General features: G+C 73.6%; 22 protein-coding genes. 12 read left to right on the top strand and 10 right to left on the bottom strand.

Annotated elements, in window-relative coordinates; all coding sequences use genetic code 11:
• The gene (locus tag J4709_RS55480) at positions 1-2,079 is read right to left on the bottom strand and encodes a sensor histidine kinase (RefSeq protein WP_208239565.1); all 2,079 of its coding nucleotides are present in this window, start codon (positions 2,077-2,079) and stop codon (positions 1-3) included.
• A 75-nt stretch (positions 2,080-2,154) separates the two neighbouring features.
• Positions 2,155-2,610 carry a carboxymuconolactone decarboxylase family protein gene (locus J4709_RS10365; protein ID WP_208239563.1) on the bottom strand — a complete coding sequence of 152 codons (456 nt, stop codon included), beginning with the start codon at positions 2,608-2,610 and terminating at the stop codon, positions 2,155-2,157.
• Positions 2,611-2,755: 145 nt separating this feature from the next.
• Between J4709_RS10365 and J4709_RS10360 the strand changes: the two genes are divergently transcribed.
• On the top strand, positions 2,756-3,634 hold the full coding sequence (locus J4709_RS10360; protein WP_208239561.1) for a sigma-70 family RNA polymerase sigma factor: 879 nt from the start codon (positions 2,756-2,758) through the stop codon (positions 3,632-3,634).
• Between the two features lie 6 nt (positions 3,635-3,640).
• Here the strand turns inward: J4709_RS10360 and J4709_RS10355 are convergent, their stop codons facing one another.
• Both J4709_RS10355 and J4709_RS10350 read right to left on the bottom strand, forming a co-directional pair.
• On the bottom strand, positions 3,641-4,663 hold the full coding sequence (locus tag J4709_RS10355) for a zinc-dependent alcohol dehydrogenase family protein (protein WP_208239559.1): 1,023 nt from the start codon (positions 4,661-4,663) through the stop codon (positions 3,641-3,643).
• A gap of 38 nt (positions 4,664-4,701) precedes the next feature.
• Entirely contained in the window at positions 4,702-5,109 is a 408-nt protein-coding gene (locus tag J4709_RS10350; RefSeq protein WP_208239557.1) for a (R)-mandelonitrile lyase, read from the bottom strand.
• A 118-nt stretch (positions 5,110-5,227) separates the two neighbouring features.
• Here J4709_RS10350 and J4709_RS10345 point away from each other — a divergent pair, with 118 nt between their 5' ends.
• On the top strand, positions 5,228-6,175 hold the full coding sequence (locus J4709_RS10345; RefSeq protein ID WP_208239555.1) for a helix-turn-helix transcriptional regulator: 948 nt from the start codon (positions 5,228-5,230) through the stop codon (positions 6,173-6,175).
• On the opposite strand, the gene J4709_RS10340 is transcribed toward J4709_RS10345, so the two are convergent.
• Positions 6,172-6,507 (bottom strand): Rossmann-fold NAD(P)-binding domain-containing protein, encoded by a 336-nt coding sequence (locus J4709_RS10340; protein WP_208239553.1) that lies wholly within the window; start codon positions 6,505-6,507, stop codon positions 6,172-6,174. The two genes, J4709_RS10345 and J4709_RS10340, sit on opposite strands and share 4 nt — an antisense overlap.
• 45 nt (positions 6,508-6,552) lie before the next feature.
• Here J4709_RS10340 and J4709_RS10335 point away from each other — a divergent pair, with 45 nt between their 5' ends.
• The 7 genes from J4709_RS10335 to J4709_RS10305 all read left to right on the top strand — a co-directional run bounded on the left by J4709_RS10335 (position 6,553) and on the right by J4709_RS10305 (position 13,321).
• Positions 6,553-7,506 (top strand): esterase/lipase family protein, encoded by a 954-nt coding sequence (locus J4709_RS10335; RefSeq protein WP_232383277.1) that lies wholly within the window; start codon positions 6,553-6,555, stop codon positions 7,504-7,506.
• Between the two features lie 632 nt (positions 7,507-8,138).
• On the top strand, positions 8,139-8,708 hold the full coding sequence (locus J4709_RS10330) for a heme-binding protein (protein WP_208239551.1): 570 nt from the start codon (positions 8,139-8,141) through the stop codon (positions 8,706-8,708).
• A gap of 272 nt (positions 8,709-8,980) precedes the next feature.
• The gene (locus J4709_RS10325) at positions 8,981-9,610 is read left to right on the top strand and encodes a hypothetical protein (RefSeq protein ID WP_208239549.1); all 630 of its coding nucleotides are present in this window, start codon (positions 8,981-8,983) and stop codon (positions 9,608-9,610) included.
• Between the two features lie 154 nt (positions 9,611-9,764).
• Complete coding sequence (locus J4709_RS10320; protein ID WP_208239547.1) at positions 9,765-11,006, top strand: oxygenase MpaB family protein; 1,242 nt, start codon at positions 9,765-9,767, stop codon at positions 11,004-11,006.
• A 175-nt stretch (positions 11,007-11,181) separates the two neighbouring features.
• Positions 11,182-12,009 (top strand): aspartate dehydrogenase domain-containing protein, encoded by an 828-nt coding sequence (locus J4709_RS10315; RefSeq protein ID WP_307801126.1) that lies wholly within the window; start codon positions 11,182-11,184, stop codon positions 12,007-12,009.
• Complete coding sequence (locus J4709_RS10310; protein WP_307801125.1) at positions 12,006-12,815, top strand: alpha/beta fold hydrolase; 810 nt, start codon at positions 12,006-12,008, stop codon at positions 12,813-12,815. Before J4709_RS10315 ends, J4709_RS10310 begins: the two co-directional genes overlap by 4 nt.
• Positions 12,812-13,321 carry a cupin domain-containing protein gene (locus tag J4709_RS10305; RefSeq protein ID WP_208239545.1) on the top strand — a complete coding sequence of 170 codons (510 nt, stop codon included), beginning with the start codon at positions 12,812-12,814 and terminating at the stop codon, positions 13,319-13,321. Before J4709_RS10310 ends, J4709_RS10305 begins: the two co-directional genes overlap by 4 nt.
• A gap of 148 nt (positions 13,322-13,469) precedes the next feature.
• Here J4709_RS10305 and J4709_RS10300 read toward each other — a convergent pair whose 3' ends face one another.
• The 4 genes from J4709_RS10300 to J4709_RS10285 are packed head-to-tail and all read right to left on the bottom strand — an operon-like array spanning position 13,470 to position 17,478.
• Positions 13,470-14,672, bottom strand: coding sequence for an alcohol dehydrogenase catalytic domain-containing protein (locus J4709_RS10300; RefSeq protein WP_307801124.1), 1,203 nt, complete (start codon positions 14,670-14,672; stop codon positions 13,470-13,472).
• 17 nt (positions 14,673-14,689) lie between these two features.
• Complete coding sequence (locus J4709_RS53105; protein ID WP_208239543.1) at positions 14,690-15,610, bottom strand: ABC transporter permease; 921 nt, start codon at positions 15,608-15,610, stop codon at positions 14,690-14,692.
• Positions 15,607-16,389 carry an ABC transporter ATP-binding protein gene (locus tag J4709_RS10290; protein WP_208239541.1) on the bottom strand — a complete coding sequence of 261 codons (783 nt, stop codon included), beginning with the start codon at positions 16,387-16,389 and terminating at the stop codon, positions 15,607-15,609. Before J4709_RS10290 ends, J4709_RS53105 begins: the two co-directional genes overlap by 4 nt.
• Before the next feature lie 3 nt (positions 16,390-16,392).
• Entirely contained in the window at positions 16,393-17,478 is a 1,086-nt protein-coding gene (locus J4709_RS10285) for an ABC transporter substrate-binding protein (protein WP_208239538.1), read from the bottom strand.
• A gap of 223 nt (positions 17,479-17,701) precedes the next feature.
• Between J4709_RS10285 and J4709_RS10280 the strand changes: the two genes are divergently transcribed.
• Positions 17,702-18,265 (top strand): MarR family winged helix-turn-helix transcriptional regulator, encoded by a 564-nt coding sequence (locus J4709_RS10280; protein ID WP_208239536.1) that lies wholly within the window; start codon positions 17,702-17,704, stop codon positions 18,263-18,265.
• Between the two features lie 74 nt (positions 18,266-18,339).
• Here the strand turns inward: J4709_RS10280 and J4709_RS10275 are convergent, their stop codons facing one another.
• Complete coding sequence (locus tag J4709_RS10275; protein ID WP_208239534.1) at positions 18,340-19,806, bottom strand: aldehyde dehydrogenase; 1,467 nt, start codon at positions 19,804-19,806, stop codon at positions 18,340-18,342.
• 150 nt (positions 19,807-19,956) lie between these two features.
• Between J4709_RS10275 and J4709_RS10270 the strand changes: the two genes are divergently transcribed.
• Both J4709_RS10270 and J4709_RS10265 read left to right on the top strand, forming a co-directional pair.
• Complete coding sequence (locus tag J4709_RS10270) at positions 19,957-21,108, top strand: MBL fold metallo-hydrolase (protein ID WP_208239532.1); 1,152 nt, start codon at positions 19,957-19,959, stop codon at positions 21,106-21,108.
• Positions 21,109-21,113: 5 nt separating this feature from the next.
• Positions 21,114-21,506, top strand: coding sequence for a nuclear transport factor 2 family protein (locus J4709_RS10265; RefSeq protein WP_208239530.1), 393 nt, complete (start codon positions 21,114-21,116; stop codon positions 21,504-21,506).
• Positions 21,507-21,563: the final 57 nt, after the last annotated feature.

The following is a 21,563-nucleotide window of genomic DNA, read 5'->3' as shown; positions in this document are numbered from 1 at the left end:
CTAGCCGACCACGGCCTCCACCCGGAAGCCGCCCTTGCCGTCGGCGCGCGCGCTGAGCGTCCCTCCGGCCGAGGCCATCCGCGTCGTCAGATTCCCGATCCCCGACCCGGGCGCCGTACGCGGCGCCGCCGGATCCAGCCCGTCGTTCTCCACGACCAGCCGGACCACACCGTCCTCCTGCGCGGTCATGATGACGCAGCGCGTGGCGGCGCTGTGCCTGAGCACGTTGGTCACGGCCTCGCGCAGCACCGTGCCGAGCACCGCCGACGTCCCGTCCTCCACCTCTCCGTGTGCGAGGTCCATCTCGACCTCGACGCCCGCCGCCGTCAGCACCGACCGCGCGGAACGCGCCTCCCCGTCCAGGGACAGCCCGGCGTCGCCGCCGGTCGCGGCCTCCAGGTCCCGGCCGGCGCGCTCCGCCATCGCGACGACCTCCTCAAGCTCCGCCCGCGCGCGCGCCGGATCGACGTCCGCGAGCCGCCGCGCCAGCTCGCACTTCAGCAGGATCGCCGCGAGGCTGTGCCCCAGCAGATCGTGCAGGTCGCGCGCCGCCCGCAGCCGCTCCTGGACCGTCGCCGCCCGCGCCAGCTCCTCCCCCGCAGCCCGCAGGTCCCGGACGAGCCGCGCCAGCCGGACGAGCCCGTACACCAGCAGGCCCGTGACCAGCGTGCTGACCACCCAGTTCGTCACGGCCGCGGGCCCGAGCCCGAGCGCCCACGCCGCGGCGCCGACGCCCGCCATCGTCACCCCCGTCAACGGGACCGCGACGCCGCGCCGGACGCCCACCAGCAGCGTTCCGACCAGGAACCCCGCGACGCCCAGCCACATCTTCCCGACCACCGGGACGGGGACGACGGCCAGCACCGCCAGCAGCGCCACCCACGCCCGGGGCCGCCCGCGGGCCGTCCACAGCATCTGGAGAGCGCCGATGACGGCGAGCAGCACCGCGGCCAGGGCCCACTTCGGCCCCCACGGGATCACGAGCAGGCCCTTGGCCGACAGACCGGCCAGCACGGCGGCCAGCAGCCCCATGGACAGCCGGTACGCGGTCCGGTCCGGCAGGCTCACGGGCCGCTCCCCCGCCCGCACGGCCGCCTCGACCGCGAACCTGCCGTCCTCCCCGAGGCCGGTGGAGAACGACCCGCCCGCCGCCCGCACCCGGCGCGCCGCGCTCTCCAGCCCGTCCTCGCCGAGCTCGGCCGTCCGGACGCCGTCGTTCACCACGCGGAGCCGGACGAAGCCGTCCCGCTCGGAGGTCTCGATGACGCAGTGGCGCGCCGTCCCGACCCGCACCACGTCCGTGACGGCCTCGCGCAGCGCCATCGCGAGCAGGGCGCCCGCCGGGCCCAGGGGTTCGCTGTGGCCGGTCCGCACCGCCGCCTCGATGTCCGCCGACTCCAGCAGCGCGCGCGCTGCGGACGCCTCGGGCGCCAGCGACATGCTGCGGAAGTCCGCCGCGGCGGCCCTGGCCTCGTTCAGGGAGCTGCGCGCGACCTCCAGGACGTCGCCGATCGCCTCGGGCCGCCCGAGCGCCCGCCGGCTCCCGTCCGAGATCGCCCGCAGGCCCTCGCCGAGCCCGCGGTTCAGTTCCGCCGCGATGCGCAGCCGCTCCCGCGCCACCGCCGCCATCGTCAGCGGCAGCCGCGCCGCCGCCGTGTCGTCCGCCCGGTCCGCGAGGCGCACCAGCCCGTAGACGACGAGGCCGAGGAGCAGGCAGCTGATCGTGCCGTCGGCGTCGCCGAGGACCGCCGCGCTCCCCACGACCACCACCGCCACCGGCCACACGCCCGCCAGCAGCAGCGAACCGACGACGAACCCGAGGGTCGCGAGGGACGTGCCGAACGCCAGCACGCCCGCGTAGGCCGCCGCGGCCTGCGCGGGGATGGCCCAGCGCCACCGCCCGTCCCGCGAGACGACCCGGACGATCTGGACGCCCAGCACGACCGCCACCAGGGCGACCGCGGCCGACACCCGGCCGGCGCCCGCGGTCCGGGCGGGCGCGGCCAGCACGTACACCCCCGCGAACGCCGCCAGCACGGCCCCGACGATCAGCCGCGGCCCCAGCGCGCGCCCTTCCACGATCTCGGATACCCCCGCATACTCGGCGTGCCACGATCCTGCCACGCCGGCCGCGGGGTGCGTCCGGCCGCGAGGTCAGTCCCACCTGGTCCCGGCGGGGATCCGGAAGGTCGTGTTGATCCGGTTGAAGAAGTTGGTGATCGACACCATCAGCACCAGCGACTCGAGCTGCCGCTCGCCGTAGTGCCGCGCGGCCTCCGCCCAGATCTCGTCAGTGACGGCGCCGGGCCGGTCGGCCAGCCGGGTCGCGGCCTCGGCGAGCGCCAGCGCCGCCCGCTCCGCCTCGTCGAACCGCGGGTCCTCGTACCAGGCGGCGACGCCCAGCAGCTTCTCAGCGGAGACGCCGGCCCCGGCCGCGCCCGCGGCGCCCGCGTCATGGCAGGCACTGCAGCCGTTGATCTGGCTCACGCGCTGGTGCACCAGCTCCAGCGTCTCGCGCGGCACCCCGCCCGCGTACACGCGCCCGAAGAGCAGCTGGACGCCCTTCATGACGTCGGGATGGGTCGGCCGCTCGTGGATCCTTGCCCTCATCGCTCCTCCTGGGAACGTCTCGCCGATCGGTGAACGCCACTACGACGACCGGACGCACCGGGAGGTAACGCGGCCACCGCGGCGTTACCTCACCGGGGCCCGATGCGTCCTGGTAGTGACACACCGCCGTCCACCGAGGAGGACCGTGACCGACGAGGAGCGGCTCGCCGCGCAGTTCGAGGCCCACCGCCCCTACCTGCACGCGGTCGCGTTCCGCGTGCTCGCCTCCCATTCCGACGCGGACGACGCTGTCCAGGAGGCATGGCTGCGGCTCGCGCGGACCGGCGCCGCCGGCATCGCGGACCTGCGCGGATGGCTCACCACGGTGACCGGCCGGATCTGCCTGGACGCCCTGCGCAGGCGCGGGACGCGGCGCGAGCAGCCCCTCGAACTCGACCTCGGCGCGCTCCCCCTCGACGCGTCCGCGGACGCGCGGATCGATCCCGAGGAGGAGGCGTTGCTCGCCGAGTCCGTGGGCCTCGCGCTGTACGTCGTCATGGACGCGCTGACCCCGGCGGAGCGGGTGTCGTTCGTGCTCCACGACGTGTTCGACGTGCCGTTCGACGCGATCGCCGGGGTCCTCGGCCGGAGCACCCCGGCCGCCAAGATGCTCGCCAGCCGGGCCCGCGGGCGGCTGCGGTCGGGCGCGCCCGCGCCCGCGGCCGGCTCCGGCGCCGCGGCCCGGGACGTCGTCGAGGCGTTCCTGGCGGCGGCGGGCCGGGGCGACGTCGCGGGCCTGCTGTCCGTGCTCGCCCCGAACGTGGAGCTGCGGGCGCACGGCCCCGGCGGGGGCGTGGTCGTCCGCGGGGCGGCCGAGGTGGCGGCGCAGGCGAGCCGGTTCGCGCGGCCGAATGCGACCGGCCATCCGGTCCTCGTCGACGGCCGTCCGGGCGTGCTCATCACCGTCGGCGGACGGCCCGTCACGGTCCTGGCGTTCACGGTCGAGGACGGGGCCGTGACCGCGATCCGCGGGCTCACCGACCCGGCGCGGCTGGGCCGGATCGTCCCGTCCTGGGTGGCCTGACCCGCGTCAGGGCGTCAGCAGGACCTTGATCGCGCGGCGCTCGTCCATCGCCCGGTACCCCTCGGCGGACTCCTCCAGCGGCAGGGTGAGGTCGAAGACACGGCCCGGGTCGATCTCGCGGCGCCAGATCAGGTCGACCAGCTCGGGCAGGAAGCGGCGGACGGGCGCGGGCCCGCCGTGCAGGTGCACCTGGGAGAAGAACAGCTCCTCGCCGGGCAGCTCCACGCCGTGCGAGACGCCGACGAACCCGACGTGCCCGCCCGGGCGGGTGGACCGGATCGCCTGCGTCATCGACTCCTGCGTGCCGACCGCCTCGATGACGCTGTGCGCGCCGAGCCCGCCGGTCATCTCCTTGATCTTCGCGACGCCGTCGGCGCCGCGCTCGGTCACGATGTCGGTCGCGCCGAACGCGAGCGCGAGCTCCTGGCGCGGAGCGTGCCGGCTCATCGCGATGATCCGCTCGGCGCCGAGCCGCCGCGCGGCGAGCACGCCGCACAGCCCGACCGCGCCGTCCCCGACGACCGCTACGGTCTTACCCGGCCCCGCCTCGGCGGCGACGGCGCCGAACCAGCCGGTGCCGAGCACGTCGGACGCGGCGAGCAGGCTCGGGACGAGGTCGGCGGGCGGCGGCTCCGGCGTGGCGACCAGGGTGCCGTCGGCGAGCGGGACGCGGGCGAGCTGGGACTGCGTGCCGATCGTGCCCATCAGCACGCGGTGCACGCACGAGCTCTGGTAGCCGGCGCGGCACAGCTCGCAGGTGTCGTCGGACGCCCAGAACGAGCCGATCACGAACTGGCCCGGCTTGATCGTCCGGACGTCCGCGCCGACCTCCTCGACGATCCCGACGTACTCGTGCCCCATCGGGACGGGCCCGCCGGGCTTCTCGACGCCCCGGTAGGGCCACAGGTCCGACCCGCAGATGCAGGTCGCCGACAGCCGGATGACCGCGTCGGTCGGCTCGATGATCGCCGGGTCGGCGCGCTCCTCGACGCGCACGTCGCCGGGGGCGTGCAGGACGGCTCCAAGCATGAAAGGAATCTCCTAGGTGTTCGGGAAAGTGAACGCGGTCAGGCGCGCGGGCCGCCGTACTCGGCGTCGGTGACCTTGTCGCCCCAGACGGTCTCGGGGACGCCGGGGTCGCCGGTGCCCTCCCACAGCGCCAGGTGCTCCATGAACGCGTCGGGTGCGGCGCCGTGCCAGTGCTCCTGGCCTGGCCGGGTGTAGACCGTGTCGCCGGGCCGGGCCTCGATGATCCGGCCGCCGCGCTCCTGGAGCAGCGCGACCCCGGACACGATGTGCAGGGTCTGGCCGAGCGCATGCGAATGCCAGTCGGTACGGGCGCACGGCGCGAACCGCACCAGGTTCAGCCGGGCGCGCGACGGCTCCCCCCCGGCGTAGATCACGTCCCACCAGACGTCGCCGGTGAACCAGTCGGCCGGCGCCTTGCCGGACGCCCGCCTCTTCAGGATCTCCATGGTCCCCTCCTCTGCCGTCTGCCATGAAACCCCTGCTCAGAGACCGGTGACAGGCACGGTCGTTTCAGGTAACGGCAGTACCCCCCTCGCCGCGGTCATGCCGTTTAGCGTGGAGGGCATGGACAGCAGGAACGAGGTCCGGGACTTCCTGGCGTCCCGCCGCGCGCGGATCACACCGCGGCAGGCGGGGCTGCCCGCCTACGGCGGGAACCGGCGCGTTCCCGGGCTGCGCCGCGAGGAGGTCGCCATGCTCGCGGGCGTCAGCGTCGACTACTACATCCGGCTGGAGCGGGGGAATCTGTCCGGCGTGTCCGACAGCGTCCTGGAGGCGCTGGTCCGGGCGCTCCAGCTGGACGACGCGGAGCGCGCGCACCTGTTCGACCTGGCGCGCGCCGCCGGGACCGGGCAGCGCGTCCGGCGTCCCGCGCCGAAGGTCCGGCCGGGGCTCCAGCGGATGCTGGACGCGATGACGGACGCGCCGTCGATCATCCGCAACGGGCGGATGGACATCCTGGCCGCCAACCGGCTCGGCCGCGCCATGTACTGGCCGGTCTTCCAGAGCCCGCGCCCGTCCGCCGGGCGCGGCGGGGAGCGGCCCCCCAACATCGCGCGGTTCCAGTTCCTCGACCCGGCCGGGCCCGGCTTCTTCCCCGACTGGAACACCGCCGCCGACATCACCGTCGCGCTGATGCGCACGGAGGCGGGCCGCGACCCCTACGACCGGGAGCTCACCGACCTGATCGGCGAGCTGTGCACCCGCAGCGACGACTTCCGGACGCGCTGGGCCCGGCACAACGTCCGCCGCCACCACGCGGGCACGAAGACGTTCCACCACCCGGCCGTCGGGGACCTCACCCTCGACTACGAGTCGATCGACCTCGTCGCCGACGGGGACCTGAACCTGACCGTGTACACGGCGACCCCGGACTCGTCCAGCCACGACGCCGTGCGGCTCCTCGCCAGCTGGGCCGCCACGCTCGACGACGAGGCCGCCGCCCTGCCGGACGGCGCGCCGCGCGACGAGCCCGCCGACCGGTCCCCCGACCGGACGCGCCCGGAGCGCTAGATCAGCGAGAGGCCGGAGCGGTCGATGAACCGCCCCGAGCCCGCGCCGGGCCCTTCCGTGGCGAGGCGGACGATCGCGTCGGTGCCCTCCGTGACCGACTGCGGGCCGCTGTGGCCGTTGAGATCGGTCGCCGTGTAACCGGGGTCGGCGGCGACGGACGCGTCGTCGGTGACGTCGATCCGGACGAACCGGCCGCCGAGCGGGACGTCGCCGTCGCCGTGTTCGCCGCCGACTGGCAGCCGGCCTGGTGGAACCGGGGGGGGTGGGCGGGGCTGCTCGGCGACCTGTCCGGAACGTCGCCGGCGACGGAGTGGCGCCCGGTGCGTTGTCATCCGGGTGCGTAGCGCGCCCGTTTTCAAATAGATACCGTTGTTCTTATGACACGCACGCGAAGGCACCGCATGCGGCGCCGCCTCACCGCGGCCGCGCTGGCGGCGTGCGCCGCCCTGACCGCCCCCGCCGTCGCGCCCGCCCCCGCCGAGGCGCGGACGACCTACCCGGTGGGCGACCTGGCGACCTCGATCAGCAACTTCCTGTTCAGCCCGGACGCGGCCGCCGGGGCCAACATCTGGTCCTGCCGGCCGTCCCCCGAGCACCCCTATCCCGTCGTGATCGTGCACGGGACGACGTCCAACTTCGGCTCCGCCGCCGCGATGATGGCGCCGACCCTGGCCAACGCGGGGTACTGCGTCTACGGGTTCAACTACGGCGAGACGTCCCTGACCCTCGGCCACGTCTACGGGCTCGGCGAGGTCGCGGAGTCGGCCCGCACCATGAGCGCGTTCGTCGACCGGGTGCTGGCCTCGACCGGGGCCTCGAAGGTCGACGTGATCGGCGGATCCCAGGGCGGGATGATGCCGAACTACTACATCAAGCGGCTCGGCGGCGCGTCCAAGGTCCGCACGATGATCGGTCTCGCGCCGACCAACCACGGCACCACCATGCAGGGTCTGGTCAACATCGGCCGGTCCCTCCAGGTGCTCGGGCTGGTGAACGACGCGTACCGGTTCATCGGCGCGCCCACCTACCCCGAGCAGGAGGACGGCTCGGACTTCCAGAAGGCGCTGTTCGCCGACGGCGACACCGTCCCCGGTGTCCGCTACCTGACGATCGCCACCTCGCACGACACCACGGTCACGCCGCTGACGAACTCGTTCCTGCACGGCGGCGACTCCACCAACATCCTGCTGCAGGACCTGTGCCCCGACGACCCGGTGAGCCACTCCGGGATGACGCTCGACGGCCCGATCATGCAGCTCGTCCTCAACGCCCTCGGCCCCGACGAGCCGGGGTTCACGCCGCAGTGCACCGGCTACGGACCGAACGTCTGACGGCCCGTGAACGCGGAAGGCGCGGGTCCCGGACGTCCGGGACCCGCGCCTTCAGGCGGGACGGACAGCCGCGCGCCGGGGTTCGCGGTCGGTGTCAACAGCCGCCGGCGGTCGGCCCCGGTGCCGGCAGGGGACGGCTCTATGGCGCCGAGGTGGCAAACGAAGCGTCGCGCATCATCAACGCAAAGTCACCGCGTCAGGAGAATTGCACCGCCGTGCCTCGGCGGCCGGACTCTCTCGATCACCGCGAACCGCGCCCTAGGAGACCCCCATGCACGACACCGCGAGCACCGCCCACGCCGTCCCCGTCCTAGGCGCCGTCCTGGCGTGCGACTGCCCCGGATGCCCCACGTGCGGGGGCAGCGGGACGCTGTCCGGGGGCCGCACGTGCGGCACGTGCCAGGGGACGGGGCGCTGCTCGCACGGCGGCGGCCGTTGAGGGGACGGGCGACCGGTACCGCGGCGAGAGCGCCGCGTCCACCGCCCCGGCGCCGCGCCGCGACGGCGACGGGTTTTGCCGAGTGTTGCCCGGTCGCTGTCCTCCGCGCGTTGTCCCCGACGCTCGATCATGGCTACGGTCCGAATCTGAAGGGTCACTTCATGTAGTCGAATGTCGGAGGATGAGGGGAAACATGTCGTTCAGACATCTCATCGGCGGCGCCGTCGCGCTGAGCGCGGTCGCCGCCGGGACGGTCGGCGTCGCGGGGACGGCGTCGGCCGCCGCCGCGCCCGCGACCGTGATCGCGGTGCAGGGCGGGCACGGCAAGCACGGCGGGCATGACGGGCACGGCAAGCACGGCCGCGCCACCGCGCCCGAGCGGGTGCTGTCGAACAGCGCGCTCGTCCGCGCGTCGCACGAGTTCGTGGAGTCGGCCCGCCGGCACGGGAACCAGCGCGTGACGATGGTGATCATGGAGCGGGCGGGCACCATCCGGCTGGTGGTCCGGACGCGCAAGTCGGGCCCGCAGACCTTCATCTCCGCCAAGCGGAAGGCGTACACGGCGGTGGCGTTCGGCCAGCCGACCAGCGCGCTGTCCGGGAACGAGACGATCAAGCAGATCCCGGGCACGCTGACGCTGCCCGGCGGCGTCCCGGTGAAGTTCAAGGGCTTCCCGATCGCGGGCATCGGGGTGGGCGGCGCGCCGGACGGCCGGATCGACGAGATGATCGCCAACGACGTGCTGAGGGCCATCGAGCGCTGACCCGGCGCGGACGACCCACGGGCTCCGGCCGGGTGCCGCCACGAGCACCGCGCCCGGCCGGGGCGCATTCGAACGGACGTTAAAAGAACCTTTACCTTCGCCCTGACAACCCCTTTCGCAGGGGCGCCACCAGCTGCAATTACCGGGCCGTCCAATAGGGCTGCGGCACCGTCACGGAACGCGACCCGCGGTCCCCCGCTTCACCGCATGATCACCATGCGTTAACGTCCCCTCGACAACCGATCTGACCCTCCCCGCAAAGTGAAGTCGACATGCACGAGCACCAACCCCGCGGCCGCCCCCGGCAGGAACGGCTCGGTGCCCGCGCGAGGCCCGCCCGCGGCGGCCCCGCGCCCGAGCTGACCGACGCCTTCGAGATCGGCTCCTGGCAGGTCACGCTGCGCTGGCCCGCGTCGGGACGCGGCGGGCCGACCGAGATCACCATCGCCCCCAGGCCCGGCGCCGACCCCTTCCAGACCGCCCAGGGGATCACCTCGACCGTCCTGCGCTCCATTCCGCTGAACAAGCTGACCAAGAAGATGAGGGCGGCGCTCGATGCCGAACACGACGGCGGCCTCGTCCCCGGCACCGGCGAACCGGCCGATGTCGTCGCCGATCGCATCCGCGCCGCCACCGAACGGGATCCGACGCCCGGCAGGAAAGGCCGGCCGGACGAATTCTTCGCGCTGGTGGCGGCCCTCTATATATGGAACATCGACAACCGCCACTCGAACCCCGTCCAGCGGATCGCCGAATCCTGCGGGTCGACGTGGCGGGCCGCGGCGAACTGGGTCCGCCTCGCGCGCCGCCGCGGGCTGCTGGCCGAGGGCCGCGAGCGCAGCCCGGGCGGCGAGCTGACTCCCGAGGCATTGCGGATCCTCGCCGGCGGCGCCGGCTCCTGACCGGACCTCCTCGCACGGATCGCCGCGGCCCCGCGGCGATCCGTGGCCACCGCGTTGCCAACAACTATTGGCGGGACGCCAATAAGCGTCTAAGGTGCCCCTCGGGGCGTCACGGCGCACCGGCACGGCGCTCCCGGCCACGAGGAGGCGAAGGATGGAGACACCCAGCAGACGCAGCGTGCTCTTGGCGGGCGGGACGATCGGCGCGCTCGGGGCGCTGACCGTCGCGTCCCCCGCCCAGGCGCGTCCCCTGTGGACGTGGTCGCCCAAGGGCTCGGTCGTCGGCGCCGGCCAGGGCGCCGACCCCCGGTGGGTCTGGGACCCCGAGGCCGACGACCTGGTCGCCGCCCTGCTCCAGCGCGGCGACGTGCCCAAGGTCAACGAGCTGCTGAAGACCTGGACGAAGAACGGCCAGGCGCTGCCGGCCGGCCTGCCCGCCGACCTGCGCGACTTCCTGGAACGCGCCCGGCAGCTGCCCTCCTGGACCGACCAGGACAAGCTCGCCAAGGCGTTCGAGTTCAACCAGAAGCGCGGCCTGTACCTCGGCGTCACCTACGGCTTCGCCAGCGGCATGATGAGCACCGCGATCCCGCACGAGGCGCGCGCCGTCTACTACTCCAAGGGCGGCGCGGACATGCGCGACCGCATCACCAAGACCGCCAAGCTCGGCTACGACATCGGCACCGAGAAGGCGTTCCAGCCCGACGGCGAGATGATCGTCACCTGCGTCAAGACCCGGCTCGCGCACGCCGGCGTCCGCAACCTGCTGCCCAAGTCCGCGTACTGGACCAAGACCGCCGACGAGAAGATCCCGATCAGCCAGGCCGACATGATGGTCACCTGGCACAGTCTGCCCACGACGGTGATGAAGCAGTTCGCCAAGTGGAAGGTGGCGGTCCCCGCCGACGAGGCCGCGGCGTTCCTGCACTCGTGGCAGCTCGCCGCGCACATGCTCGGCATCAAGGACGAGTACATCCCGAAGTCCTGGGACGAGGCGAACGCGCAGGCCGCCCAGGTGCTGGACCCGGTCCTCGCGCCCACCGCCGAGGGCATCAAGCTCGCCGACATGCTGCTCAACCTCGCGGCGTTCATCGACGGCGGCATCCTCACCAAGCACATCCTCGGCGCGCTGACCCGCTTCGTGCTCGGCGACGAGATCGCGACCTGGCTGAAGATCCCGAAGGAGCCGGTCTGGGACCAGGTGTTCGCCGACCTCTGGCCGCCGTTCGTCGCGGTCCGCGAGGGCATCCTCGACATCACCAAGGCCCCGAAGGAGCTGCGGGAGTTCTACTGGGTGTTCGACGAGATCATCCGGCAGGGCGTGCTGCTCGTCCTGTCCGGGGCGAACTACCCGATCAGCATCCAGATCCCCACCACGAACAACCCCAACTACTGATCCTTCGCCGCCCCCGCACGGGCCCGGAATCCCCTGGGATTCCGGGCCCGTTCGCGTGTTCCGGGACTCCGCGGCGCCCGAGGAGTCCCGCCGCCGGCACGCACGCTTGCGCGGCCGCTCGCGCTGCAGATATCTTTAGAGCAAGTATTTCATAACCAAGATACTTGGAGACGGGGTGACGGCGGTGCACGGTGCCGTGCTGCGGGTGGGCGTCCTCGGGCACGGGGCGATCGGCGCGAACGTGGCCGGGGCGCTGTGCAAGGGCGCGGTGCCCGGCGCCGCGCTCGGCGGGGTCCTGACCCGCGGCGCCGACGGCGCCGTCCCGGCGTCGGTGCCCGACATGCGCGGGCTGCTCGCCTCCGCCGACGTGGTCGTCGAGGCCGCGGGCGGGCCGGCGCTCCGCGAGCACGGCCCCGCGGTGCTCGCCGCCGGGCGCGACCTGCTCGCCGTGTCGGTCGGCGCGCTCGCCGACGAGGACCTGTTCCGCGAGCTCACCCGGCTGACCGCCGCGGGCTCCGGCCGGCTGCTGGTGTGCCCGGGCGCGCTCGGCGGCCTCGACGCGCTGCGCGCCGCGGCCCTCGCCGGGCCGCTCACCCGCGTGCGGCTCACCTCGTCCAAGGCGCCCGCGTCGCTGGTCCAGCCCTGGATGGACGAACCGGCCGCGAACCGGTTGAGGTCGCTGCGTCCCGGCGACCCCCCGGTCACCGTGTTCGACGGCGACGCCCGCGAGGCCGCCGTCCGGTTCCCCCGCAACGCCAACGTCGCGGCGACCGTGGCGCTGGCGGCCGGCGACTGGGCGTCGGTGCGCGTGCGCCTGCTGGCCGACCCCGATACCCCGCTGACCAGGCACGTCGTCGAGTTCGCCGGGCCGGTGGGCGAGTACCGCTTCGAGCTCGGCAACCTCCCGGACCCGGCGAACCCGGCGACCAGCGGGCTCGTCGCCCACGCGGTGCTGCGGTCCCTGGCCGACCTGGTCCCCGGCGCCGCGTGGCGGGTCGCGTGAGCCGGGCCGTGACGATCGGCGGGATCGCCGTGCGTGACACCGGCGGCGACGCGCCGCCGATCCTGTGCCTGCACGGCATCGGGTCCAGCGGAGCGGGGTTCGACGCCGTCGCGCGCCTGCTCGCCGGACGGCTCCGGATCATCGCCTGGGACGCCCCCGGATACGCCGCCTCCGCCGACCCGGCCGCCGCGCCCGGCATGGACGGGTACGCCGACGCCGCCGCAGGCGTCCTCGACGGGCTCGGGATCCGCAGCGCGACCGTCCTCGGCACCTCCTGGGGCGGGGTGATCGCGACCCGGCTCGCGCTGCGCCGTCCCGGCCGCGTGGACGCCCTGATCCTCGCCGACTCCACGCGCGGCTCCGGCACGAGCCCGCAGAAGGCCGCGGCCATGCGGACGCGCGGTGCGGAGCTGGCGGAGCGCGGCGCGGCGGAGTTCGCCCGCGCCCGCGCGCCGCGGCTGCTCTCCCCGGGCGCCGCGCCCGCGGACATCGCCCGCGTCGCCGAGGCGATGGCCGCCGCGATCCGGCTGCCCGGCTACGGCTACGCGGCCGAGTCGATGGCGGCGACCGACCACGAGGACGCGTTCGCCGCCGTGGCGGCGCCCACGCTCGTGCTCGTCGGCGAGCACGACGCGGTCTGCCCGCCGGCGGAGAGCCGGCTCATCGCGGCCGCCGTCCCCGGAGCCCGGTACGCCGAGGTCCCCGGCGCCGGCCACCTGGCCCACATCGAACGGCCCGAGGCGTTCGCCCGCGCCGTGTGCGACTTCCTTGTTCCCCACACCGATTCAGAGGAGACCCCAACATGACGGAGAAGACGGCGACCGACCTGGACCAGCTGATCGATTCCTGCATCGCCGGCCGCGAGTCCCGCTACGAGGACTGGGACACGCTCGCCTTCCAGGCCAAGGCCGGCGAGGAGTTCCGCCGCGCCCAGATCCGCTACATCGGCTCCGGCGCGACGGGCAACCACGAGACCGACTCGCGGATCCTCCCGTCCGAGCACTTCACGTTCTCCAACATGCGGCTCCCGGTCGGCGGTGTGGGGCCCGAGCACACCCACCACGACGTGGAGGAGGCGTTCTTCGTTCTGGAGGGCAAGCTGGAGGTGACCGTCCACGACGTCGAGGACGGGACCCGGACGGCGAGCCGCGTGCTCGGCTACCGGGACCTCATCCGGGTGCCGGCGGGCGTGCCGCGGAGCCTGCGGAACGTGGGCGACGGCGAGGCGCTGTTCTGCGTGATCATCGGCGCGCAGAAGCCGCAGCTGCCGACCTACCCGGTGACCTCGCCGATGCACGGCGTCACGCGCTGAACAGGCACATCTGAAAGGGCCCGGTCCCGGACGGCGGTCCGGAACCGGGCCCTTCGCCTTGCCCCGATCCCGCCGCGGGGACCAGTCCGTGAACGCGAAACGGCGCCGGGACCGCAGTGGTCCCGGCGCCGTCTGGCGTGTTCGCGCCCTACGGGGTGAGGACGAACTTCCGGCTCGCGCCCGCCCCCGAAAGCTCGTACGCCTCGGCGCCCTGCTCCAGCGGGACGGCGGTGGCGCGGACGGCGTCCGCGATCGCGACGCCGCCGAGGAGCACGGCGGTGGCGAGTTCGTCCTGGTAGCGGCGCGCGGGCGTGGCGCCGGTGCTGACCGTGATGGCCTTGGACCAGATGCCGCCGAGCCACACCCCGAGGGGCGGGCGCGCGCCGGGGGCCCCGGCCGGGTACACGCCCGGGACGGAGATCGCGCCGCCGTGCCGCACCACCCCGATGACGTCGTTGAGCGCCGCGGCGCGCGGCGTCGCGCCGTCCGCGCCGGCTCCGGCGACGGCCGCGTCGGACACGCCGACGCAGTCGATCCCGGCGTCCACGTGCGGGACGCCGACGGTGCCGGCGACCGTCCCGGCCAGGTCGCCGTCGCCGAGGTCGGCGGCGGCGAATCCGAGGGAGCGGACGTGTTCGAGGCGCTCCCGGTTGAAGTCGCCGACGATGACGGCGGCGGCGCCGAGCATCCGGCAGGCGACCGCCGAGGCAAGGCCGACCGGCCCGGCCCCCGCGATGTAGACGGTGGAGCCGGGGCCGACGCCGGCGGAGCGGGCCGCGTGGTAGCCGGTCGGCAGGATGTCGCCGATCAGGGCGACGTCCAGCAGCCGCTCGCGGGCCTGGTCGGGGTCGGCGAAGACGTACAGGTTGAAGTCCGCGTAGGGGACGAGCGCGTACTCCGCCTGGAGGCCCGCCCAGCCGCCGAAGCCCTCGCCCATCCCGTAGGTCGCGCCGGGCCTGGCCGGATTGGTGGCCAGGCAGTGCCCGGTGCTGCCGGCGCGGCAGTTCGCGCACCGGCCGCAGGCGACGTTGAACGGCACCGAGACCACGTCGCCGACCTTGACCCGCTCCACGTCCCGGCCCGTCTCGACGACGACGCCGGTCAGCTCGTGGCCGAGGACCATGCCCTCGACGGCGCCGGGCCCGTGCAGCGTGTGCAGGTCGGAGCCGCAGACGCAGGTCGCCAGCGTCCGCACGATCACGCCGTGGTCGCAGCGGCGCGGCAGCACGCCGGGCGCCGCGCGCGTCCGCAGGGAGGGCATCGGCGCGTCGCCGACCGCGGCCCGTCCGGGGCCCGCGTAGACGACGGCGCGCTGCGTCCCGTTCCCGGACGCGCCCGTGCGGGACGCCACCGGCGCACCGCAGGCGGTCACAGCGAGCCCGACGCTTCGTGGGAGCGGCCGCCGCGCTTGCCCGGCAGCAGGATCCGCTCCAGCGCCTCCACCGCGACGAACAGGACGAACCCGATCACGGTGAGCCAGGCGATCGAGGCGAACACCGTCAGGCTGTCCATGTCGCCGCGCGCGGTGATCAGCAGGACGCCGAGGCCCTTGTCGGCGCCGACGAACTCGGCCACCACGGCGCCGACGACGGCGAGGGTGATGCCGACCTTGACGCCCGCGAAGATGCTCGGCAGCGCCCACGGCCAGCGGACCTTCCAGAACGCCTGCCACCGGCTCGCGCCCATCGAGCGCACCAGCATCAGGCTCTCCGGGCGCGCCGCGCGGAACCCGACGAGCGAGTCGATCACCACGGGGAAGAAGCAGATCAGCGCGACCATCAGCACCTTGGGCAGCTGGCCGAACCCGAACCAGATGATGAACAGCGGCGCGATCGCCACCTTCGGCACCACCTGCGCGATGATCAGCAGCGGGTAGATCGCGCGCCGCACGATCGCGCTGTAGACCATGGCCACCGCGATGGGCAGCGCGACCACCACGGCCAGCGCGAACCCGACGAAGATCGCCACGATGGTCGGCACGGACTGGTCGGCGAACGTGCCGAAGTCGCCGAACATCTTGCCGAGGACGTCCCCCGGCGCGGGGAGCACGTACTCCTCCACGGCGCCGGACGCGCAGACGGCCTGCCAGACCGCGACGATGATCGCCACGAGGACCAGCGGCAGCACCCAGTCGGCGAGCCGCGACTCCAGGAACCGCTTGGCACCGGACGGGCGGCGGGCGGGGGCCGCGCCGCCGCCGGACGCCGGCGGGTTCGCGGGAGCCGCGCCGCGGCCGGTCCTGCGCGCGTGCTTGGACTGCGCCTGCTTTGACTGAGTGGTGCCGCTCACTTGCGCTCCTCCCTCAGGACCCCGAGGGTCTCGAAGACGCCGCGGATCTCCCCGACGAGGCGGGTGAACTCCGGGCCCGTCCGCGCGCTCAGGTGCCGGGGGCGCTCCAGCGGCACCCGGAACTCGGCCGCGATGCGGGCCGGGCGGGGCGAGAACACCAGGACGCGGTCGGCCAGGAAGACGGCCTCGTCGATGCTGTGCGTGACGAACACGACCGTCTTGCGGCGCTCCATCCACATCCGCTGCAGGTCGATCTGGATCTGGTCGCGGGTGAGCGCGTCGAGCGCGCCGAACGGCTCGTCCATGACCAGGATCTCCGGGTCGTGGAGCAGCGCGCGGCACAGCGCGACCCGCTGCTTCATCCCGCCGGACAGCTCGTCGGGGTAGCTGTCCTCGAACCCGTCGAGCCCGACCTGCCCGAGCAGCTCCCTGGCCCGCCGCTCCGACTCCTGCTTGGGGGCGCGGCGGATCTCGCTCTGCAGCAGGACGTTCTGCAGCGCGGTCCGCCAGGGCAGCAGCTCGGCGCCCTGGAAGACGAACCCGAGGTCGGTGTAGGGCTTCAGCACCGGCTCGCCCTGCACCCGCACCTGGCCGGTGGACGGCTGGGTCAGCCCGGCGAGGGCCATCAGCAGCGTGCTCTTGCCGCAGCCGCTCGGCCCGACGATGGCCAGGAACTCGCCGCGCTCCAGCTCGAAGGACATCTCGCTGACCGCGGTGACGGCGTCGAACGACTTGGTGAACGCGTCGAACTCGATGAAGGGGGCGCTCGCGGCGGCCATCGGCTACTTCCCTCCGAGCGCGTCGGAGCAGCCGGACAGGAAGGCGTTGGACGCGGCGTCCGCCGGCGTCACCTTCCCGGCGTCGACGCCGCCGTGCTGCTCCATGACCTGGATGGTGCTCTTCCAGTCGTCGGCGGAGGTGCAGCCGAACGGCTGGCCCTTGGTGCGGTCCGTGGTGAGCAGCCCCTCGGACGCCAGCCACTGCTGCTTGACGACCTCCTTGGACAGGCTGGTCGTCTTGACGTACTTGAAGAAGGACTCGACGGCGCCGTCGGGGTCGGTGCTCGTGGTGTTGACGGCCTCGGCGGTCGCGGTGAGGAACTTGCGGAGCGCGGCGCCGTCGTGGTCGGCGAACTTCTTGGAGGTCACGATGCCGGAGCTGAGCACGTCGAGGCCCGAGGAGGCGTAGGGCAGGACGGTCAGGTCGCAGTTGCACTTGACCTTCATGTTCGGCTCGGTGACGTTCAGCAGGCCGAAGGTGAACTGCGTCTTGCCCTGGACGAAGAGGCTGTCGCGGGTCGGGACGTCGACCTTGTTGAACTTGACCGAGTCCGGGTTCAGGCCGGCCGCGTTCGCGTACGCGGGGAAGACCGTCTCGGCGGCCGACCCGGCGGTGAACCCGGCGGTCTTGCCGGCCAGGTCCTTGGCGGTCCGGATCCCGGAGTCCTTGCGCGCGAAGATCGCCAGCGGGGACTTCTGCACCATCCCGGCGACCATCTGGACCGGCATGTGCTTGCCGACGGCCTGCACCAGCGCGCCGGCGTCGGCGTAGCCGATGTCGTCGGAGCCGTTGGCGACCGTCTGGAGCGTGGTGGCCGACCCCTTGCCCGGGTTCAGGGTGACGTTCAGGCCGTGCTTGGCGTAGATGCCCTTCTCGACGCCGACGATCAGGGGCAGGGTCGCGCCGGTGTAGAAGACGTCGGTGCGGACGGTGACCTTGGTGCGCCCGGAGGCGTCCTTGCCGGAGCCCGAGTCCCCGCATGCCGAGAGGGCGAGTGCCGCCGTCAGCGCCAGTGCGGCGCCGGGCAGGGCCCGGCGGGCCCAGCGGCTCCGGCCGGCCTTGCGGACCGTGGCGAAAGGTGTGTGCATCGTTGACCTCGTGTGAAAGCTGGCTCGGGGAACGCGGCGGGCGGCCGTCCGAGGGGGGTGTCCGGGGCCGCCTGAGCTGGTGCCCGCCCGAGGCGGCTCGACGGCAGGTTGGTTCGCGTCGAAGTATCTGGGAACTAAATTACTTGTGTCAAGGTATCTTGGCTCCGCTACTGTTTCAGACGGTCTCTCAGCGATCGGCCCCACTCATCACACGGACGGTGCAATGGACGACGGTGCAATGGACACGGTCGGCACGGCGTTGGACGACTGGCGCCGGGAGCGGCCGGACCTCGACGCCTCGCCGATCGGCGTGTTCGGCCGCCTGCGCCACGTCGCGGAACTCTCGCGGCAGGAGCTCGAGGCGTTCCTCGCCCCCTACGAGCTGACCCCCAAGTCCTTCGACGTGCTGGCCAACCTGCGCCGGGGCGGACCGCCCTACCGCAAGACGCCGTCCGAGCTCGCCGAGTCCTCGCTGCTGTCCAGCGGCGCCATGACCGGCCGGCTGGACGCCCTGGAGCGGCAGGGCCTCATCCGCCGCAGCCCGCACCCGAACGACCGGCGGGTGATGTTCGCCGAGCTCACCCAGGTCGGCCTCGGGCTGATCGACGACGTCTTCGCCCGCCACCTGGCGAACGAGGAGCGGCTGCTCGCCGGGCTGTCGGCGGAGGAGCGCGCCCGGGTCGCCGACGGCCTGATCCTGCTGCAGCGGTCCATCGAGGCCGCCATCGCCGACCGGGCCGTCGCGCCGCCGCGCCGCCCGCGCCGCGCGACCCGCAGCACCACCTGACGGCAAGCCCGCGGCACCGGCGCCGCCCCGATGCCGCGCCGGCCCGCGCCGGGCCGCGGCACCGGGGCCGCCGTTCACGAGGCCCAAGGGATCGGGCCTTCGGACATGTCCCAGTAGACGCTCTTCTGCCGCATGTAGGCGAAGATCCCGTCGCGGCCCTTCTCGCGGCCGAGGCCGCTCTCCTTCACGCCGCCGAACGGCGTGGAGATGCTGAACTGCTTGTAGGTGTTGATCCAGACCGTGCCCGCGTCGATCCGCCGGGCGACGCGCCAGGCGCGCCGGTGGTCGCCGGTCCAGATCCCGCAGGCGAGCCCGTAGACGGTGTCGTTGGCCTGCGCGACCAGGTCGTCCTCGTCCTCGAACGGCAGCGCGGCGAGCACCGGCCCGAAGATCTCCTCCTGGCAGGTCGCCGAGCCGTTCGGCAGCCCCTCCAGCACCGTCGGCAGGTAGTAGGCGCCCTTCGCCCACGCCTCGCCCTCGGGCGCCCGGCCGCCGCACAGCACCCGCGCCCCCTCCTGCCGGGCCCGCTCGACCATCCCGGCCACCCGGTCCCGGTGGGCGTGCGTCACCAGCGGCGCGACCTGTGTCGCCGGATCGGTCCCGGGCCCGACGCGCAGCGCGCTCGCGCGCGCCACCAGCTCGTCCACGACCTGCCGGTACATCGACGCGTGGACGAACACCCGGGAGCCGGCGACGCAGCTCTGCCCGGATGAGGAGAAGACGCCGAACAGCAGGCCCGCCACTGTCCGCTCCATGTCCGCGTCGGGGAACACGATCGTCGGGGACTTGCCGCCCAGCTCCAGCGACACCGGCATGATCTTCTGCGCGGCCACCGCCCCGATGGCGCGCCCGGTCGCGGTGCCGCCGGTGAAGGAGACCTTGCCGACGCCCGGGTGCCGGACGATCGCGTCACCGGTGACGCCGCCCGGCCCGGGCAGCACCGACAGCAGCCCGGCCGGCAGCCCGGACTCCTCGATCACCCGGCCGAGCGCGAGCGCCACCAGCGGGGTCCACTCGGCCGGCTTCAGCAGCACGGCGTTGCCCGCGGCCAGCGCGGGCGCGACCTTCTGCGCGTCGCTGGCGATCGGCGAGTTCCACGGGGTGATCGCGCCGACCACGCCGATCGGCTCGTGCACGCTCATGGTCAGGTACGGGCCGCGCGACGGGGTGACCGCGCCCTCCATCGTCTCCAGCGCGGCCGCGAAGTAGCGGAAGGTGGCCTCGGCGCTGCGCACCAGCGCCCGCGTCTCGTTGATCGACTTGCCGGTGTCGCGGGTCTGCAGCGCGGCCAGCGACTCGGCCTCCCGCGCGATGCCGTCGGCGATCCGGGCCAGGTACCGGGCACGCTCGTGCGGGAGCAGGTCGCGCCAGGCGGGGTCGGCCGCCGCGGCGGCGCCGGCGCGGACCGCGTCGTCCACGTCGTCCGCGCCGGCGCCGTGCAGGCGCGCGATCACCGACCCGTCCAGCGGGCTGAGCGACTCGATGACCGCTCCGGACCCGCGCCGCCAGACCCCGCCGACCAGGATCTCGTCCGCACCCATCGCCTCGGCCTCCTCGGTAGATATCTTGAAACCAAGATATCAAGTGTCAAGCTTTTAAGGACGGCCCACTATTGGAGCGCGCCGGGGTATTGCACATCACCAGTTTATGAACCTAATGTCAGCTTCATCCTTGGACGGATCGGAGCGGACATGTGCAACGGGCAGGCGGACGGCACGGCGGAGGCGCGGCCCTCGCGGCGGGCCGTCATCGGGTCGGCGGCGGTGGCGGGGGTGGCGGCGCTCGGCGCCGTCGGCATGCCGGGGCGGGCGCTCGCGGCGCCGGCGCCGGACCGCGGCCGGCCGGGTTCGGCGCGGACGCGGCTGGTGCTGCTCGGCACCGCGGGCGGGCCGGTGCCGATCGCCGAGCGGTTCGGGATCTCCAGCGCCGTGGTCGTCGGCGACCGGACGTACCTGTTCGACGCCGGGCGCGGCTCGGCCAGCCAGTACGTGCGGGCGGGGCTGCCGCTGAAGTCGCTGCGGGCCGTCTTCGTGACGCACCTGCACGCCGACCACACCGCCGACCTGTTCAACTACCTGATGCTGGCGCAGGCCAGCCCGGACGGTGACGCGCTGGTCGCGCCGGTGCAGGTGCTCGGGCCGGGGCCGGCGGGCGGGATGGGGCCGCCGTTCGCGGGGCCGCGCCCGGTGCCGAACGCGAACCCCGCCAACCCGACGCCGGGCCTGAAGGACCTGATCAACGGCAGCCTGGACGCGAACGCCTACACGTTCAACATCTACGGCCGGGAGGGCGCGACGCCGATCCATCCGGAGTCGATCCTGAACCTCACCGAGATCGACGTGTCCCGGACCGGCGCCGACCCGATCAAGAACCGGGCGCCGCGGATCCGGCCGTTCACGGTGTTCGAGGACGACCGGATCCGGGTGCAGGCGACGCTCGGCGCGCACGGCCTGGTGTTCCCGGCGTTCGGGTTCCGGGTCGAGACGCCGGACGGGGTGATCGCCTTCTCCGGTGACACCGCGTACCACGAGAACATCATCGAACTGGCGCACCGCAGCGACGTCCTGGTCCACGAGGCGGTGAGCGTCGACTACTACAAGGACAAGAACCAGAACGAGGCGTTCATCGAGCACCTGAAGGAGGCGCACACCGACGTCACGCAGGTCGGGGACGTGGCGCGGCGGGCGTCGGCGCGGCGGCTCGTGCTCAGCCACCTGGGCCCGGCCAAGCCGAGCATGGTGCCGGACCGCACCTGGTACCAGGGCGCGCGCAAGTCGTTCAGCGGGCCCGTGGTGGTCGGCAACGACCTGATGACCGTGCCGCTGCGCGGGCAGAAGGGCTGAGGGCTGTGGAACGATCCATCGACCGTCTCGCGGACGAGTTCGTCGCCGCCGTCGAGGCCGGGGACCTGGACGCGATCCGCACGTCCCTCTACGCGCCGGACGCGGAGATCTGGCACAACACCGACGACAAGGTGATCGGCCCGGAGGAGAACCTGCGGGTGCTGAGCTGGCTCACCGGCACGCTCCGCGAGATGCGCTACACCGAGATTCAGCGCCGGCTCACGCCGGACGGCTACGTCCAGCAGCACGTGCTGCGCGGCGTCGTCCCGAACGGCGACGAGCTGGCGCTGCGGGCCTGCTTCATCGTCACGGTGAAGGACGACCGCATCGCCCGCCTCGACGAGTACCTCGACCCGGCGCAGAGCCGCTGCCTGGACCCCTACCGCCCCACCCGTTGACTTGCGGCGTGTCGTCCTTATGGACCGCGCCATAAGGACGACACGCCGCAAGTGAAC

The sequence above is a fragment of the Actinomadura violacea genome (assembly GCF_017573465.1).
GTDB classification, from domain to species: Bacteria; Actinomycetota; Actinomycetes; order Streptosporangiales; family Streptosporangiaceae; genus Spirillospora; species Spirillospora violacea.
This window is presented reverse-complemented; position numbering and strand designations above follow the sequence as displayed.

What these genes read in the sequence shown, in the direction of transcription:
- J4709_RS10365 (WP_208239563.1), bottom strand. Translation starts at nt 2,610, where the DNA reads ATGAGGGCAAGGATCCACGAGCGGCCGACCCATCCCGACGTCATGAAG.
- J4709_RS10355 (WP_208239559.1), bottom strand. Translation starts at nt 4,663, where the DNA reads ATGCTTGGAGCCGTCCTGCACGCCCCCGGCGACGTGCGCGTCGAGGAG.
- J4709_RS10350 (WP_208239557.1), bottom strand. Translation starts at nt 5,109, where the DNA reads ATGGAGATCCTGAAGAGGCGGGCGTCCGGCAAGGCGCCGGCCGACTGG.
- J4709_RS10345 (WP_208239555.1), top strand. Translation starts at nt 5,228, where the DNA reads ATGGACAGCAGGAACGAGGTCCGGGACTTCCTGGCGTCCCGCCGCGCG.
- J4709_RS10340 (WP_208239553.1), bottom strand. Translation starts at nt 6,507, where the DNA reads ATGACAACGCACCGGGCGCCACTCCGTCGCCGGCGACGTTCCGGACAG.
- J4709_RS10335 (WP_232383277.1), top strand. Translation starts at nt 6,553, where the DNA reads ATGACACGCACGCGAAGGCACCGCATGCGGCGCCGCCTCACCGCGGCC.
- J4709_RS10330 (WP_208239551.1), top strand. Translation starts at nt 8,139, where the DNA reads ATGTCGTTCAGACATCTCATCGGCGGCGCCGTCGCGCTGAGCGCGGTC.
- J4709_RS10325 (WP_208239549.1), top strand. Translation starts at nt 8,981, where the DNA reads ATGCACGAGCACCAACCCCGCGGCCGCCCCCGGCAGGAACGGCTCGGT.
- J4709_RS10320 (WP_208239547.1), top strand. Translation starts at nt 9,765, where the DNA reads ATGGAGACACCCAGCAGACGCAGCGTGCTCTTGGCGGGCGGGACGATC.
- J4709_RS10305 (WP_208239545.1), top strand. Translation starts at nt 12,812, where the DNA reads ATGACGGAGAAGACGGCGACCGACCTGGACCAGCTGATCGATTCCTGC.
- J4709_RS10290 (WP_208239541.1), bottom strand. Translation starts at nt 16,389, where the DNA reads ATGGCCGCCGCGAGCGCCCCCTTCATCGAGTTCGACGCGTTCACCAAG.
- J4709_RS10285 (WP_208239538.1), bottom strand. Translation starts at nt 17,478, where the DNA reads ATGCACACACCTTTCGCCACGGTCCGCAAGGCCGGCCGGAGCCGCTGG.
- J4709_RS10280 (WP_208239536.1), top strand. Translation starts at nt 17,702, where the DNA reads ATGGACGACGGTGCAATGGACACGGTCGGCACGGCGTTGGACGACTGG.
- J4709_RS10275 (WP_208239534.1), bottom strand. Translation starts at nt 19,806, where the DNA reads ATGGGTGCGGACGAGATCCTGGTCGGCGGGGTCTGGCGGCGCGGGTCC.
- J4709_RS10270 (WP_208239532.1), top strand. Translation starts at nt 19,957, where the DNA reads ATGTGCAACGGGCAGGCGGACGGCACGGCGGAGGCGCGGCCCTCGCGG.